Below are 17,319 nucleotides of genomic sequence, written 5' to 3'. Positions count from 1 at the left end.
GGCTTTCAAGACTCGGTTAACAATTTGTAATATTCCTTGTTGACACCCTTACTGACAAAGAAAAAACTGAAATCAAGTCAGGATAAGGGTTGGAGTGCTTACTGCAAAAATTGTTAAGAAAGATCCCTATAAGGGATAGATTAAGGGGGGCAGGGGGGATCGGCACACCCCTTATTAAGGGGGGATTAAGGGGGGATATATCTTCAATTTAATTATAACTTTAAGGGAATGAGTTAATTACCCATCCCCATCAATCCCCTAGGAAGGGTTAGCAACTCTCTTCATTTGCTCTTGAATTTCAGGGTTATAAATCTGGAGATAATTCCAATAATTACCAAACACCGATTCTATATAACCCTTAGTTTCTCTAAAGGGAATATTCTCGACAAATTCATCGGGATCGCTAAAATCAAAACGCTGTTTCCATTTAGAAACTGCCCCAGGTCCGGCGTTATAACTAGCCACGGCAAAAAGTGAATTTCCGGCGAATTTGCCATGGGTATAATCGAGATACCATGTCCCCATCATAATGTTATCTTCGGGATTGGTTAAAGAATAACTTTTATTGCCAGTATTACCCGCGATATATTTACCTGTATCGGGCATAATCTGCATTAATCCCACTGCCCCCACAGGAGAACGAATTTCTTTTTCAAAGCGGGATTCTTGCCGGATTAAAGCCGTCACTAGCAGGGGATTTAATTGTCTATCTTTAGACCATTGTAGGATGCTATCGTAGTAGGGGAAAGGGAATAAAGCGTGCCAGTATTTATCATTTTGTCGCAGGACTTTCCAGGCTTCCTTTTCCTCTGGGGTATCTCTTTCTCGCAAGCGCCAAATCAGGTTAATTCCTTCTAAATTTTGATTGCGAGAGAGTTTATAGACACCGAGGTTAAATTGTTCGTCAACGGTTAAATGCCAAGGATCGACAATTTCTGCTTGGAAGAGATTCCAAGCGTCCGTATCTTCACCAATTCGATATAATTCCTTGAAAGCTTCCGAACCGGCGGGGGGATCGTTACGAGTGGCGGGTTTGACGGTGGTAGGATTATAGGAGCGGACAGTGGTAAAATCCCCCACGTCCCAACCTAATAAAACCGCCGAGCGCCAAGCATAATAGGAATGGGGATGACGAGAAATAGTGTAGGTAAAAGCTTGTTTTGCTTCTTGGTTTTTGCCCAGTTTTTGCGCCCATTTTCCCACCCAAAAGGCCGCTTTCGGGGCAATTTGACTATCGGGATTATTAACCGCAATTGGCTGCGCCCACTGCCACGCCTTGGCGTAATCACCGGATTTAGCAGCTCTTTGGGCCATTAACCAGCGATAATCGGCGGCTTCGTCGGATTTTGGGTATTTATTTAATAGAGTCTGCCATGTTTGACTAGCGGCCTGAGCATTAGTTGAGTTGAGTAATTTGGCTTTCGCCTCCAAAGCTTCCGGAGCGCGATCGGGAAATTGCTTGACAATGCGATCGAGATATGCTACGGCATCGCGGTTAGGAGAAATTTGGGCGAGTCGCAGTAATCCTAAACCGGTTTCTGGGGCTTGGGAATAGGTTTTAATTAATTTTTGGTAAGCGATGCGAGCTTCTGGCAGTTTTTTGGCAATTTGTAGCCCGCGGGCGTAACGATAGGCTTGTTCGGGGCTAGGAGTGGCTTTAGCGTAGGCTTTATAGGCCTTTTCGTACAATCCCGACTGCCAATAACCCGCCCCAATCATTGCCCAATCCGCCGGAGTTAACTGATTGGCGTAGTCTTTCACCAAACGATCGCGGGCCTGATTGAGGGTAGGATCAAAAGGATTAGCCTTGGCTAACTGCAACCATAAGGGAAATTGATCGGGATTTTCTTGAAGACGTTGGCGAATTAAAGCCAAAGTGCGCGGGTGTCGGGGGTATTCCTTGAGCAATTTTTCATGATAACTGGGGTCGTATTTGCCCAAAGAGTAGTAAGCTTCCGCCACTACGGGCGATTGGGGATAGGTTTCCAGTAATTTTTGCCAAATTTCTCGCGCTCTTTCACTATCATTGCTTAATTCGTAGGCGCGTCCCTGTTTGAGGAGAATCTGGGGAGCGAGGACAGGATATTGTTTTTCTAAGCCTTCTAATTGTTTTAAAGCCGGACCGCCTTCATATTTTCTCAATAAATCCATAGCCAAGAGATAGCGGGCGCGACTACGCTCTAAAGAGGGCGCATTGGCATCAGCAACATCTTTTAACTTGACATCTCGCTCGGTTTGTGGTAAGGAAGCGCTATCAACTACGGCAGAGGATTGGTTAGGATCTTGGCTAGGAACCGAAGCACTATTGCGATCGAGCCAAGCGAGAATTTTCGGGTGAAAGAGAAAGAGACTGGTGAGAGTAAAAAGCGCAACCCCAGAACCTAGTCCAAGAATGAGCGGGGTGTGAGGGGGGAATTTCTTAAACATTACCTTAATTCAAGACAGTAACTCAACATACATTATCAGTGATCGTGGTGACAGGTTGTTTGTTTCAATCAGGTTGGGGAAGTGGGGTGTGGGGTGTGGGGTGTGGGGTGTGGGGTGTAGGGTGTAGGGTGTGGGGTGTAGGGTGTAGGGTGTGGGGTGTAGGGTGTGGGGTGTAGGGTGTAGGGTGTAGGGAGAATAAATAAAATAATCTCCTGACTCCTGACTCCTGACTCCTGACTCCTATCTCCTGACTCCTGATCACTGATCACTGAGATATGGTACGCTAAACAGGATTTAAGTATTATTAATGATTACTATGAAACAGCGCGGCGTGACGGTTTGGTTAACGGGATTGAGCGGTGCGGGGAAAAGCACGATTACCGAGGCATTACAGGCAAAATTAATCGCTGAAGGTTATTCCATTGAAGTTCTCGATGGCGATATAGTGCGGACGAACCTCACCAAAGGTTTAGGATTTAGTAAAGAGGATCGGGATGAAAATATCCGTCGCATTGGTTTTGTGTCTAATTTGCTCACCCGTCACGGTGTGATTGTCCTAGTTTCGGCTATTTCTCCCTATCGTGAGATTCGCGAGGAAGTACGGGGGAAAATTGGGAGTTTTGTCGAAGTTTTCGTGAATGCTCCCTTAAACGTCTGTGAGGATCGCGATGTGAAAGGATTATATAAAAGAGCGCGTGCTGGCGAAATCAAGTCTTTTACGGGAATTGATGATCCCTATGAACCACCTTTTAACCCAGAAGTGGAATGCCGCACCGATTTAGAGACTTTAGAGGAAAGTGTCGCCAAAGTCTGGAACAAATTGACGGAATTAGGCTACATTCATCAAGCTGTGGCGGTTTAATCCCAGAATAACTTTGTATTATTGGAAAATATCGTAGGGACGTGAACTAAAAACGTCTCTACCCCCCGATTAACCCCTTAGGCAAATTTGTTAGTTAATCTCCTTTTCTTCAGTACCTAAGCAAGGTTAATTATACCTCTCCCTAACCCTCTGTCCAAAGTGCAAGAGTGCCTAAACAGTAAACAGTGATCAGTAAACAGTAAGTAGGGAGGCACAATTATTTGTAGGATGGGTTAGCGGTAGCGTAATCCCTGGGGGTGTTGGGTTTCATGCTTCAACCCAACCTACGTTCTGATAACTGATAACTGATAACTGTCTCGACTAGCAAATTAATTTTGCAGGAATACTTAATATTTAAAGGTGCTAAATTATTTTGAAATCTCGCTCTAGTTATTGGAACCTCATTCCCTATCTCCGTCCCCAAACCCAAACAATTATTTTGGCGTTTATCTGTACGATCGGATTTACGGTATTTTGGCCGATTTTAGCTTGGTTAGCTGGACAAATGGCCAGATATATCGGTGAGGGAAATGTGCAGGCATTGGCGACACTTTCGGGGGTGGGGGCAGTGGTTTTTTTACTGCGGGGAATGTCTCAGTATGGGCAAGATTCCCTGATGGCAAAAGCTTCTTTAAAAATTGCCCTGGAATTAAGAAAAAAAGTTTATGCACACCTGCAAACCCTCGGCTTAAATTACTTTGAAACGGCAAAAACTGGTGATTTATCCTATCGTTTAACGGAAGATATTGATCGCATTGGGGAAGTAATTAACAAATTTTTCCATGATTTTATTCCTTCAGCCTTACAGTTAATTGTCGTCTTTGCCTATATGTTTATTGTTAACTGGCAATTGACGATCGCTGTCATTATTATCGCTCCTTTGTTAGGAGTTTTGGTGGGATTTTTTGGTGAAAAATTATTACAATATGCTCGTCGCGCCCAAGCGAAAATATCTAACCTTTCTTCGTTATTAACCGAAGTTTTTGGCGGTATTCGTGTGGTGCAAGCTTTCGCTGCTGAAGATTATCAAACCGAGCTTTTTGCCAAAGAAGCGGAAGAAAATCGCCGCGCTCAATACCTATCAGAATCCACCAAAGCTTTACAATACGTCGTGGTGGGATTCTTGCAAGCGATGGGAGTTATCTTTTTATTCTTCCTTGCGGGTTGGCAAATTTCCCAAAAGAATTTAACTGGTGTTGAGTTTGTTAGTTATGTGGCGGCGGTGGCAATGTTAATCGATCCCATCGCCCATATTACCAGTAATTATAATCAATTTAAACAGGGTCAAGCCTCCATGGATCGGATTTTTGAATTGTTAGCTATTTTGCCAACAATTACCGAAAAACCGAATGCGATCGAGTTGCCACCCCACAGCAAAGAAGTTGAATATTGTCAAGTAAATTTTTCTTACAATGAGGACAGACAGGTTTTAAAAAATATTAATTTTACTGCACACGCTGGGGAAATGATTGCTTTAGTGGGAGCATCGGGAGCGGGAAAAACCACTTTAGTTAATCTTTTATTGCGTTTTTATGACCCCACTGCCGGCAAGATTTTAATCGATGGGGTGGATATTCGTGATGTGACTTTAAAAAGTCTCCGGCGACAAATTGGCGTAGTTTTGCAGGAAAATATTCTCTTTTCTGGTACTATAGCCCAAAATATCGCTTTTGGCCAGGGAGATTTTAATCTGCAAGAGGTAGAAAAAGCGGCAAAAATCGCCAACGCTCATCAATTTATTGGTGAACTTTCCCAGGGTTACTATACCTATGTGGGAGAAAGGGGTGTTAATTTATCGGGTGGACAAAGACAAAGAATCGCCATCGCGCGAGCGGTTTTATCTAATCCGAGAATTTTAATTTTAGATGAAGCGACTTCAGCGCTCGATTCGGAATCGGAAGCTTTAGTGCAGGAAGCTTTAGAAAGAATTATGACGGAGCGCACGGTATTTGTTATTGCTCACCGATTAGCAACTGTCAGAAAAGCTAACCGTATTTTAGTCTTAGAAAAGGGTGAAATTATCGAGGTGGGTAATCACGAGGAGTTATTAAATCTTAATGGTCGTTACGCTCAATTTCATGCTAGACAATTTCAAGATTAGTCTATTTGGCGTTAAGAGTTGGGCATTATTTCTGATTTTATCACTCAAGCCAAGTTTTTGGGGGGTAGAACCCCCCAAACCCCCCGCGCATTAGTTTTTCGGTGGGATGCTTACACGCGGTTGTTCATACACTTGTACTAATTCAAGAATCACCGATAGAGCAGTTATCTTAATGGTGAGGTGGGAAGTTTTCGTTTTGGGGAGTCAGTCGCGGAATTAGGTGGCTCTCTTATCTTTGTGTGATAACTTATATAGTAGTGATCGATCTTTGTGTCCTTTGTGTCTCTGTGGTTCGTTCCACTCACTCGCCGGCAACACTGTATCTTAGAATACATTTTACCCACCAAACCTAAGAGAGACATTAGGTTAGACTTCATCTTTAGGGAAACGCTGTAAGTATCCAGACAGAATTAATTATAGATATTTTTCCGTTCCCTCTACTTAGGGTTTTTTCGGGGAATTCCTCGCAAGGCTAAAACATCATCGAGGGTGGAACAATGGTTTTTTAAACCAAAATCAGCAGCAGTATAGGTTTTAATGTGGGTGAAGTGGCGATAATTCATCGCAAAACAGTCCCATGCTTCCATCTGCAAGTTAAAAACTTTGATAAAAAAGTTAGCAATGGTTAAAGATAAAGGAATGCGAAAGTAGATTTTTTTGTTTAAATAAGTACAGATTTCCTCCACTGCTTGGTTAGCTGTTGTGCGTTGATTGCCTAGGACAATTTTGCTTTCTGGTGCGGGATTTTCGATTAAATAATTCACCACTTGAGCTATATCTTTGGCATGGATAAAATGAAAACTGCCATCAGCTTGAAACCAACGCACTAAACCGATATATTTCAACACATCCGGTAAACCACCATAGATATGAGAGTAGGGTTTATTTTCGTCACCACCTAAGACAAAAGTGGGGTATAAAGTGATAATTTTATCGGCGATTTCTAGGTCAGCAAATTTACTATAACAAATATATTTAGTGCGGATATAATTAGTTCCTATCTCCCCAGCTTCCGGTAAAGGTTGATTATTTTGATTGAGAATGCTGGCAGTAGAAAAGTAGAGGACTTTCTCGCAGATTTGAGCATCTAAATAACTAATTAATTCTAGGGTTTTTACCACATTAATTTGATAACTTTCCTCCTCTCCTCCCCAACTGGTAGCGATTAAAACCGCTATATTCATTGTTTTTAAAAGCTCGGCATATACCCCAATATTTTGCATATCGCCTAAAAGTATATGAACATTTGATCGCCCTTGGTAAGTAAATTTTAACTTCTCGGGATTACGCAATAAAAAATATAATTCATAGTCGGGATTTTCCAGTAAAATCTCGGCGATATAATGCCCAATACAGCCACTCACACCCGTTAGAAATATCTTTTTCATTTTTTAATTGATCCAGCAGAATTTAGGGGACAGTGTGAAAGTCAAAAGGGTGTTGGGGTGTTGGGGTTTTAGGGTTTTGGGGTATTAGTTGAATCCCCCCATTTCCCCATTTCCCCATCCCCTGTTCCCTGAGTAACTTTATTGATAACTAAATCCTTTAGCGGTTTCAAAGAAGAAACGCACGTTATCTTCAGGAGTTCCCACCAAAACACCATGACCTAAATTAAGAATATGACCTTGATTACCTGCTTTACGAATAGTATCAATAATCCGCTCGCGAATAAAGGGCTGGGAACCGAATAAAACCCCCGGATCGATATTACCTTGAACCATCATCGATTTACCTAAACGCTGTCTCGCTTCCGCCATATCGACGGTCCAATCGACGCTAATAATATCAACCCCCGATTTACCCATTCTTTCCAAAACGCCGGCGCTGCCACTAATGTAGAGAATTAACGGTGTATCGGGATGGGTTTCTTTCACCAAACGAACTACTTTTTGTTGATAGGGTAAGGCAAAAACATCGTAATCTTGGGGAGTTAATTGACCCGCCCAAGAATCGAACATCTGTACTACTTGCGCCCCACAATCGATTTGATAACGGACATAGGTGGCAATCATATCCGCTAATTTATCTAAAAATTGGTGCAGTACCGAGGGTTCCGAAAAAGCCATCCCTTTAATCACAGAATAACTTTTAGAACCTTTCCCTTCCACTGCATAGGCTGCTAAAGTCCAAGGCGCACCGACAAAACCGAGGACAGTGGATTTATTTCCCACCTCTTGACGCAGGGTTTTTAAAATCGTTTTGATAAAAGGTAAAGACTGATCGGGATCGAGGGGATTAAGTTGGTCCACCTGCGCTTGAGTACGAATGGGAGAATCGATAATCGGCCCCTTACTTTCGATAATATCAAAGGGAATACCGATTCCCGCTAGGGGAGTGAGGATATCGGAGAACATGATCACCCCATCCGGTTGAAAAGCGCGCCAGGGTTGCAGGGAGATTTCGATCGCTAAATCGGCATTTTCCGATCTTTCCCGAAAACTGGGGTATTTATCCCGCAATTCCCGATAAATCTGCATATAACGTCCTGCTTGTCTCATCATCCACACGGGAGGACGGGGTAAGATTTCTCCTTTGGCAGCGCGTAATAAATAAGGTATTTCAGGGGAGTCAGTCATATCAGGATGATTATTCTATTGCCTTTTCTACGGTATCATCCCCCGTACAGCTAATTTTTCTGGTTTTTCCTTAAGAATTGTTAACGAAAATTATCCCCCTTTGCATTGAAACTGGGTACTGGAAATTATAGTACAATCTTTTGGTTTGAGACAGGGTGTAGAGTGTAGGCTATAGGGATAAGTTGATAAAATCTATGGCGGATTCAAAAATTCAATCTTACCGAGATTTAAGAGTTTGGCAGGAGTCCGTAAATTTAGCTGAAAGTTGCTATCGTCTCACTAAAACTTTTCCCAAAGAAGAGCTTTATGGGATGACAACACAGATTCGCCGAGCTTCGGTGTCAATAGCAGCGAATATTGCCGAGGGGTATGGACGCAAAACCAGGGGAGAATACATCCAATTTTTGTACATAGCTCAAGGTTCTCTCAAAGAGTTGGAGACTCATTGGTTAATCTCTCAAAGAGTTGAACTAGCTTCCCCTCAGAGCGTCAATCCTATTCTTAATCAATGTGAATCAGTAGGCCGACTCCTGCTAACTTTGATTCGTTCCCTTGAAAATAAATAACCCCCACACCCTACACCCCACACCCTACACCCTACACCCCACTCCCTACACCCCACACCCTACACCCCACTCCCCACCCTGGGATGAACTCGACGCAATCGCAAGGCATTCGTCACCACGGAAAGGGAACTTAAAGCCATGGCAGCACCGGCAATAATCGGATTGAGCAGAAAAGGATAGAGGACTCCGGCAGCGATGGGAATGGCAATCAGGTTATAAATAAAAGCAAAAAAGAGATTTTCTTTGATATTTCGCATTGTTGCTCGACTTAACTCAATAGCACTCACAATTCCCTGTAAATCTCCCGAAATTAAGGTTATATCGCTGGCGGCGATCGCTACATCGGTCCCTGTGCCAATGGCAATACCTAAGTCCGCTTGCGCCAATGCGATCGCATCATTGATGCCATCGCCAACCATGGCGACTATTTTCCCTTTTTTCTGCAAATATTCGATTTTTTCGGCTTTTTCTTGGGGACGGAGTGCGGCAAAAAAGCGCCGGATACCCAACTCGCCGGCGATCGCCTCTGCGGTTTCGAGGTTGTCCCCCGTCATCATCATCACCTCTAAGCCCATTTTTTTGAGCTTGGCGATCACTGAGGAAGAAAAAGGTTTTAAAACGTCGGAAATGGCGATAACCCCCTCTAAACCCCCGTTAACCGCTATCCAAGCCACGGTTTTTTTCTGCCATTCCCAATCGTGGGCGACTTTTTTAAGAACTTTTGTTTCAACTCCTTGACGTTCTAACCATTGTTGTGTACCGATTTGCACGAAATCCGACCCGACTTTTCCCTGCACTCCTGCCCCAGTTATTGAGTCAAATTCGGTTACTTCTAGGGTTTTAATCTGGTTTAACTGCCCATATCTAACTATTGCTTCTCCTAACGGATGTTCAGAATGATTCTCCACCGACACGACTAACTGCAGCAGCGATAATTCCCGTCCATCTCTCACCCCTTCCCGAGTCAAGAAGTCCGTCACCGTTGGTTTACCCTGGGTGAGAGTTCCCGTTTTATCGAGGACAATAGTAGTAATGCCCTGGGCTAATTCTAAACTTTCGGCGTTTTTAATTAAAATTCCCTGTTTTGCTCCCTGTCCTGTTCCCACCATAATCGAGGTGGGTGTAGCTAATCCTAGCGCGCAGGGACAAGCGATAATTAAGACTTCCACCATTGTAATCAAAGCGAGGGTGAGATTACCCGTGCGGAGAATCCAAAATAAGAAAGTTATTACCGCAATAATCATCACCACCGGCACAAAATAAGCGGTCACTCGATCGACTAATCTTTGTATAGGTGCTTTTGATGCTTGTGCGGTTTGTACTAATTGGACAATCTGAGCTAAAACCGTATCTTTTCCCACTCGTAACGCTTGCATTTGTAGGCTACCGGTTTTATTAATTGTCGCCCCGATTACCTGTTGATTGATAGTTTTTCGCACGGGTAAACTTTCCCCCGTCACCATCGATTCATCAATGCTAGAACTGCCCTGGATAATTATGCCATCGACGGGAATTTTTTCCCCCGGACGCACTAAAATTATATCTCCTACTTTCACCTCTTCGATCGGTAGATCTAGTGTCTGTTCTTTCCTAATCACCCTAGCAGTTTTTGCCTGTAATCCCATTAATTGTTTAATAGCGGCGGCCGTTTCTTTTCTGGCACGTTTTTCGAGGAAACGACCGAGTAAAATCAGAGTAATGACGATAGCTGATGCTTCGTAATAGACATGGGAATCAAACCCCTGTTTTTCGATAAAATCGCTCCCGAAGGTTAAAAACAGGGAATAAAAATAGGCGGCACTGGTTCCCAAAACTACTAAAGTGTCCATGGTGGCGGTGCGATTTTTAAAGGCTTTCCAAGCATTTTTATAAAAACTTTGACCACACCAAAATTGGACGGGAGTAGCGAGAATTAATTGTAATAAGGGAGCGTGTAACCAGTGGGGAATAAAAGATAGAGATAAACCCGTCATCATCGGCAAAGAACCGATAAAAAGTATAATACTAATAACAATAGCGATCGATAGTTTGGTGAGAAGTTCTTTTTCTGGCCTGGATTCGAGATTAATTTCCGTTATCGGTGTAGCCTGGAAACCAGCATCCCTAACTTTTGCTTGAATAGTGTTAAGATCGGTACGCTTGGGATCATAGTCCACATCCACCTGTTCCATGCCAAAATTAACTTGACATCGAATCACTCCGGGGATAGATTTAATTATCCGTTCGATCGAATCAGCGCAACCAGCGCAACTCATCCCGGCGAGTTTGAGAGTTTGATGGGTCATAATTTTAATAGCAGCGGAAGTCAGCAACAAAATCCCCTGCAGCAGAGTTCTATCTTTAGGATAAAATATTACCCTAGCTGCAGGGTCAAGAATCCTTTGTTAATTTTTCTGAATAGATATGAAGAAATGTCAAAAAGAGTGTCTGTATTTTCCTAACACACCCTTAGTTTTTATGGACAAATTTCAATTAACCCCACTCTGTTGCGTGTCTTGACCCTGCACAGCATCGGCAGCGGAAACACCATCACCCTGAAAACCAAAATACCATAAAGTAGCGGCAGCTTCAGCGCGAGTTACTGGTCTTTTTGGCTGAAATAGGGTAGTAAAACCAAAAACTCGCCGAATATTGGCTTGTTCGGCATTTTGAAAATCGGCATAAAGAGCGCGCACCAGCTGCGGGTTAATTTTATTAGTATCCTGAAAACCCCAAGTATTTTTAATCGTATCAAGATTGGCGCTCGGTAAAGCTTTTCTGATATCTAATGGCACTTTCCACGCGATTAAATCTTCCCGGGTTAAAGGAGCATTGGGACGGAATAAAAGAGTGCTACTATCTCCCGTTAAAGGAGAGGGAATTAACCCTGCTTCCGCTAATCCTTGAATATAAATATAATCGGGATCGTTATTTTTAACATCACTAAAAGCTGGGGAACTATTGGGAGTAGCTAAACGGATTTGTTTACCCGCTACATTGGCATAAATGGCATTATTAGCCTGTAACAACCAGCGAGCAAATTCTCGGCGCGTTATTGTATCATTAGGGTTAAACTGATTGTTATTACCTGTTAATACTCCTAATCTAGCTAAGTCTTGAATGTGGCTCTTTAAGGTATTAGGTAAGGATTCGAGATCGTTAAAACTGGTGGGATTAAGATTGGGTAAGGGGGAAGAAATAGGGGAGGGACTAGGGGAAGCAATCGGGGTTCCCGTTGGACGATAATCGAGGCTATATTCGGTATTGGGAGAAGTAGCAGTTATGGTAATAGTTAATTCTAAATTATCTCGACGGGCCGTTAGGGTACTATTGACTCCTTCCCCAGAAAAGGGAGTAATAATTTCCCAATTATTATTAACTAATTCCTGTTGATAAAAAGCCTCGATCGCATTGCTGGGATCGTTGGATTGCCAACGGGTTTGCCCACCGGTATTATCAGGATTTGTCTGCACGGATAATAATTCTGATTGACTATATCGAGGAATTTCTGCGGGAAAATTTGCGGGTAATTGCTGGTTATTAGGAGAGTTTTCTGATATTGGATTTGTTTGTAGATTAGGATCGGCAGCCAGACGATTTTCTAGGGCAGGATTGCCACTACAGGCTGCTAAAATGCCCAGCAGGGTGATCATTGTACTGTAGCGAATAAACTTACTCACGGTCTTTACCAATATTGTTTCCTTAGCTTTATCCTAGCTTATTTATCTGGGGTTTTGACTAGGGAAAATTGTGCGCCACCATTGACGTAATTTCCCCAGCAGAAATCCTCCTAACCCTTTTGTGTATTTTTCAAATTTGTAGTAAAATAAAATGTCGATTATATCCTGAGTAGAAAGATACTTGAGATAGGATACTCCTTGATCAATACGCGCATCACTATATTTTAAATAAACTTTGCGACTGAGGCGAGCAGATAAATTCCATTTGGGTTGAAAATATTCTTGCATCCTCCGTTGATAAGCGGCAAAATTACTCGATTTTCCCTGTAAATATTCTTCCATGTATTGACAAGCAATTTCGGCTCCTTTCATAGCATGGCGAATACCTTCCCCTCCTGACAGGGGGACAAGCGAGCTAGAAAACTTGCTAACAAAGGCTTCTGGCTTCTCTCACTAGAAATAGATCTAGCGATTCTAGGCAAAAAGCTAACGAAAGAATTAGGGATAGGAGCGAGCTTACTAGGAATTATTATTAATAAGTGAGAGATGGTGCGGCGAACTTTTTAGAGCTAAAACCATGAAAAGTTTACGATATATGGATTTCAGCCTTCTTGTCCCCCTGTCAGCTTCCCCTCCTAAAGCATTAATAGTTGAAACTGCATCACCTATGGCGATAATATTTGGTTTTTTATAGTAAATATCTTGCAGTCCAGAGGAATATTCCACGATGGAACCGTGTTGCTCTACTAGATCATAATTATCTAAGTTCATGTAGTCTTTTATTATCTCGATAATATAACTTTTTAAAGGCTTAACTTCAGAAATATAAGGATGTTCTCCCTCTAACCAAGCCGCTCCTATTTTTAATTGCTGATTATCCATAGGAAAAATCCAGCCATAACCTTTAGGACTCCATTTATGACCGATAAAAAATACTAAATTATCTTGATATTTTTGATAATCTACTTCTGGCACAGCAATTAAATATTCAATACCTACCCCCTTTAAAAAATCAGGTTTTTCTCGTCTATATTTATACATAACTGCTCTAGCGTATCCGGTAGCATCAACCAATAAACGAGTAGTAACTGTCTCGATTTCCTCGCCTTTTGATTTCAAGAAAACAGTTAGCTGATTCTCCGTTTGTTCATATTTCAGATAACGACAACCTAAACGAACTTCTCCCCCCCAACGCAGCACTTCTGCGGCTAAAAACTCTCGCAACTTGGCAAAATCAAAAACTACCCCTAAAGGTTGCGGTGATGACCAAAAATGATGTATGCTAGTGGAGATAATTTCGATATTTTTCCAAAACCTAGCCACCACGGTTTCGGGGAGATTGAATTGTTCTAAAATTTCTAGGGGAGAAGCGGCACTAGAAAAGTTATTATCTTGCCAACTAGAATGTTGTTCCACTAAAAGCACACGATAACCTTTTTCACTTAATAATCTACCACAGTGACCTCCCGCCGGTCCGCCCCCAATAATTACGACATCATAATCCATGATTTACTCCCTCGCCTAATCTTACTAACTTGCTTCTATTTTACCCTAATTTGCCCTCTGTTAAACCCCAAACTTATGAAGCTGTTGTGCATCTAAATTTGATACTCTTTTTAACCTGTTCCCTATTCCCTCATCAAAATGCGGACTAACTTATGACATTTTTATTATTATTAGTTACTTTCCTATCGCTAATAATTTGGTTATATTTAATCTTAGCCAGGGGACAATTTTGGCTATCTAACCAAAAAATTAATCCCGTCACTTCTCCCTTAACAAATTATCCAAAAGTCTCGGCAATTATCCCAGCAAGAAACGAAGCCGACGTTTTACCCATCAGTTTAGCTTCCCTCTTTAAACAAGATTATCAAGGGGAATTTTCGATTGTTTTAATTGACGATCAAAGCAGTGATGGCACTGGAAAAGTTGCTCAAGAAATTGCTGATCAATCTCATAAATCTGGACAAATAACTATTATTTCTGGACAACCTTTAGAGATAGGATGGACGGGTAAATTATGGGCAATGAAACAGGGAATAAAAGAGGCTACCGAGAAATTCGCCCCCGATTATTTTCTCTTCACCGATGCCGATATTGCCCACGCACCAGATAATTTAACCCAATTAGTTACTAAAGCAGTACAGGAAAACCAAGCTTTAGTTTCCCTGATGGTGTTGCTACGCTGTGACAGTTTTTGGGAAAAATTTCTTATTCCTGCCTTTGTTTTTTTCTTCGAGAAACTCTATCCTTTTCCCCTAGTTAATAATCCTAATTCCCCGATAGCAGCCGCCGCCGGGGGTTGCATTTTAATTCGCCGAGATATCCTAGAAAAAATTGGCGGTATTGAAATTCTTAAACAAGCTTTGATCGATGATTGTTCTTTGGCGATTGCGGTTAAAAAATATCTGCAAAATCACCCAGAAAATAACGAGAGTTCCATCTGGTTAGGATTAACAGAAAGCACCTATAGTCTCCGTCCCTATCCCGATTTAGCCAGCATTTGGAATATGGTAGCCCGCACCGCATTTACACAACTAAATTACTCAACACTTTGGTTAATTGGCACAATTTTCGGGATGTTTTTAACCTATTTAGCCGCCCCCTTGGGCTTAATCTGGGGATTGGTCTTAAAAGAAACATCAATTATCATAATTAGCGCCGTCACCTTATTACTAATCGCCCTTTCCTATAGCCCGACTTTAAGACTATATAAATTATCCCCCCTGCGGGCTTTAACTTTACCCCTAATTGCCCTCTTTTATAGTTTAATGACCGTCGATTCTGCCCTGCGTTATTGGCGCGGTCAAGGGGGAGGTTGGAAAGGGCGAGTTTATCCTAATTAGCTGGTTATAATTAAATTAAAAATGGATTTTGCCTTTAATCCCCCCTTGATCCCCCCTGCCCCTTGGGGGGTGCCGATCCCCCCTTAGTCCCCCCTTAATAAGGGGGGCGGGGTGATCTGAAAGTTTTTAATACTTATCTACTTAATTAGAGATTGCTGAAAAAGTAGGGGCGAAGCATTTGGGCATAACCTATCGCTGAAACCGTAGATTTCCTATCCGAATGCTTCGCCCGCTTGCAACAAGGAAATAATTCATAATTTTAAGGAAGTCCCAGACAATAGAACGCCCCCCAGTAACGATAATCCTGAAAAGGCACTGCGTCGGGAGCAAAATTGCCAAGCCACTTGATCAATTCGCCGATTTTCTGATAATTGGCCCCAGCAGTATTGACGTTCGGGTCCTTAGTTTGGCGCATTTGTTGCCAAGTCTGGAAAGCCTGCTTCAAATCGGCATCTAAACGGTCCCGCCAGTCTTTTTGGCAAGTCTCCCGCAACGCTTGACGAGCCTGATGTAGAGCCGTTAAACGTTCCTCTCCGGCCCGCCGTGCGCGGTGGTACTCCCGGGAAAACAGCGCCGTAGCTCGATCAGTCACCGCCCAATGACTACTAATCACAGCACGAGCGCCCCCCAGCAGAAAGCCTGTACCCAAGCTGAGGGGTTCGTCCAGTAATTCCCGTCGCAGGTTTCCCTCTTCATCTCGGAAACCGGCAAAACTGAGACCGGTTTCACAACAGGAGAGAAACACTTCCAACAATTCGGGGAAACGCCACAGGGGACTAAGTAAATCCCGGAGGGTGACTTTTTGCTCCCCGTCTAGGACGAGGTGGGAGTTGAGGGGATCATCGGGGCGGCTGGTGGCGTGGTGGCTGGAGAGCAACGCCTGCACTTGTTTCAGCAATTGCAGATAAGAGTCGGGGGTGACAGTGCGCCCCTGTAGCCGCCGTTGGCGAGGCACGTTCCAGGTTTGGGCGACCCACTCACACTCTAGGGGAGTATAGGGCAAATCCTCTGTGGTGTTTTCCACAATCCCCAGGGTGTCGGGAGTGGGTTGCGATCGCTCTTGGCACAGTCCGAGAATTTTCGTACTGGGGACAAACTGAAGGCGAAAGCGATCGCCCAGTAGTTGACCTTGGGCGGTGGGTAGAAGGTCGAAGGGAATTTGGTGCAGGAACAGGTGGGGAATCAGGATTAACTCAGTGATGCCCTGGAGGTGCTGTTGGATGAGGGTGTCGAATTGCAGGCGGGTTGCCAGTTCTTGCAGACGAGTGGCCATAGCTTGGTGCCACTCATCCCGACGCTGCTGGCGGGATTGGGCGGTCTCTGCTTGATTAATCGCAATGTAGGGGTTAACCCAGTTGACGACCAGCCAGTTTTGCAAGTCGTTGGCGGACTCCGGGGGATTGGGAATAGTGTGGCAGTTGACCCCTTCCCCGCCATCCCGGGAGGGGCGACGCAGGACAAAGATGTGGGTATGGGTGGCGGTGGTGTAGAAGCTGAGGAGGGCAGTCTGGGGGGATGGAAGCAGCGCCGTTAGTTCATCGAGTCGGGGTTGGGGTTGGGGTTGCTGAAGTTGGGCGGTGATGGCATCAAAGCGGTAGAGAGCGTCCCAGGCTTGACGTTCAGCGGCTTCGGCGGCCTGGAGTTGTTCTGTGGCAAAGCTGGCGCGGGTGTTACCGATGGGGTAGAGTTGGGGTTTCTGGGTGAATCCGGGCTGGTCGAGGGGTTTTTGACGGAGTTGGGATTGGATCTGACGGCTATCCTTAACCTGCTGATACCAGGCTTGGATCTCTGGGGGAACGCGCCCATCGGCGTAGAGATCGCCCACAGCGATCAGGTCGGCGAGGCGTTTGGAGCGGGAACGTTCGACGGTTCGCAGCGCCAGGGAGAGATCGCCTTGGTTAACGGCGGCTTGGATTAGGTTTTCATAAACGCCGATGGACTCGCGGACAATCTCTTGGCGAAGGACTTCACTGGTTGCCCAGGCGCGGCTTTGTTCAACGGCTTCCACGGCGGCGCTGTAGCCTTCGATGGCGATGTTCCACCAACCCTGCTGGAAACCGAGATTGCCTAAGCTGCGCCCAGTTTTTAAACAATCTGCTGCGGAAACCTCTGGAGTAAGAATTACTAGAGCTTCTCGATAATTGGCGATCGCCCGTTCTAGGTTGGCTACCGGCTCTTTCCCTAGTCGGGCCTGGGTGCTGTAGGCTATGCCCAGATTATTGAGGGTTTGGGCTAAATCCCTTTCTAATCCGGGTTGGCGGCGGATGGTGGTGGCTTCGGTG

At 44.0% G+C, this 17,319-nt stretch carries 10 protein-coding genes and 2 pseudogenes; 4 read left to right on the top strand and 8 right to left on the bottom strand.

Annotated elements, in window-relative coordinates; all coding sequences use genetic code 11:
* Positions 1-258: 258 nt before the first annotated feature.
* Positions 259-2,427, bottom strand: a complete 2,169-nt coding sequence (locus IM507_RS11535) for a lytic transglycosylase domain-containing protein (protein WP_069474779.1) — start codon at positions 2,425-2,427, stop codon at positions 259-261.
* A 316-nt stretch (positions 2,428-2,743) separates the two neighbouring features.
* Between IM507_RS11535 and cysC the strand changes: the two genes are divergently transcribed.
* Both cysC and IM507_RS11525 read left to right on the top strand, forming a co-directional pair.
* Positions 2,744-3,289: an adenylyl-sulfate kinase gene (cysC, locus tag IM507_RS11530; RefSeq protein WP_036400782.1), complete on the top strand. Its 546-nt coding sequence runs from the start codon at positions 2,744-2,746 to the stop codon at positions 3,287-3,289.
* A gap of 373 nt (positions 3,290-3,662) precedes the next feature.
* Positions 3,663-5,390, top strand: a complete 1,728-nt coding sequence (locus IM507_RS11525; RefSeq protein WP_287637048.1) for an ABC transporter ATP-binding protein — start codon at positions 3,663-3,665, stop codon at positions 5,388-5,390.
* A gap of 437 nt (positions 5,391-5,827) precedes the next feature.
* Here IM507_RS11525 and IM507_RS11520 read toward each other — a convergent pair whose 3' ends face one another.
* Both IM507_RS11520 and hemE read right to left on the bottom strand, forming a co-directional pair.
* Complete coding sequence (locus IM507_RS11520) at positions 5,828-6,778, bottom strand: NAD-dependent epimerase/dehydratase family protein (protein ID WP_287637047.1); 951 nt, start codon at positions 6,776-6,778, stop codon at positions 5,828-5,830.
* Positions 6,779-6,916: 138 nt separating this feature from the next.
* Positions 6,917-7,966, bottom strand: a complete 1,050-nt coding sequence (hemE, locus tag IM507_RS11515; protein ID WP_287637046.1) for a uroporphyrinogen decarboxylase — start codon at positions 7,964-7,966, stop codon at positions 6,917-6,919.
* Positions 7,967-8,160: 194 nt separating this feature from the next.
* Here hemE and IM507_RS11510 point away from each other — a divergent pair, with 194 nt between their 5' ends.
* The gene (locus IM507_RS11510) at positions 8,161-8,532 is read left to right on the top strand and encodes a four helix bundle protein (protein WP_193961700.1); all 372 of its coding nucleotides are present in this window, start codon (positions 8,161-8,163) and stop codon (positions 8,530-8,532) included.
* Positions 8,533-8,591: 59 nt separating this feature from the next.
* Here the strand turns inward: IM507_RS11510 and IM507_RS11505 are convergent, their stop codons facing one another.
* From IM507_RS11505 to IM507_RS11490, 4 genes and pseudogenes are all read right to left on the bottom strand, one after another.
* Positions 8,592-10,817, bottom strand: coding sequence for a heavy metal translocating P-type ATPase (locus IM507_RS11505; protein ID WP_287637045.1), 2,226 nt, complete (start codon positions 10,815-10,817; stop codon positions 8,592-8,594).
* A gap of 183 nt (positions 10,818-11,000) precedes the next feature.
* The gene (locus tag IM507_RS11500; protein ID WP_287637044.1) at positions 11,001-12,203 is read right to left on the bottom strand and encodes an S-layer homology domain-containing protein; all 1,203 of its coding nucleotides are present in this window, start codon (positions 12,201-12,203) and stop codon (positions 11,001-11,003) included.
* Positions 12,204-12,233: 30 nt separating this feature from the next.
* A pseudogene (locus IM507_RS11495) lies at positions 12,234-12,587 on the bottom strand (NAD(P)/FAD-dependent oxidoreductase); the annotation flags it as partial.
* 240 nt (positions 12,588-12,827) lie between these two features.
* Positions 12,828-13,697 (bottom strand): annotated as a pseudogene (locus tag IM507_RS11490) (NAD(P)/FAD-dependent oxidoreductase); the annotation flags it as partial.
* Positions 13,698-13,849: 152 nt separating this feature from the next.
* Here IM507_RS11490 and IM507_RS11485 point away from each other — a divergent pair.
* The gene (locus IM507_RS11485) at positions 13,850-15,037 is read left to right on the top strand and encodes a glycosyltransferase (RefSeq protein ID WP_287637043.1); all 1,188 of its coding nucleotides are present in this window, start codon (positions 13,850-13,852) and stop codon (positions 15,035-15,037) included.
* 259 nt (positions 15,038-15,296) lie between these two features.
* Here IM507_RS11485 and IM507_RS11480 read toward each other — a convergent pair.
* The coding region (locus IM507_RS11480; RefSeq protein WP_287637042.1) for a CHAT domain-containing protein at positions 15,297-17,319 on the bottom strand (2,023 nt) is incomplete at its 5' end.

This window comes from Microcystis sp. M20BS1 (assembly GCF_020245305.1).
Taxonomy (GTDB): domain Bacteria; phylum Cyanobacteriota; class Cyanobacteriia; order Cyanobacteriales; family Microcystaceae; genus Microcystis; species Microcystis ichthyoblabe_A.
This window is presented reverse-complemented; position numbering and strand designations above follow the sequence as displayed.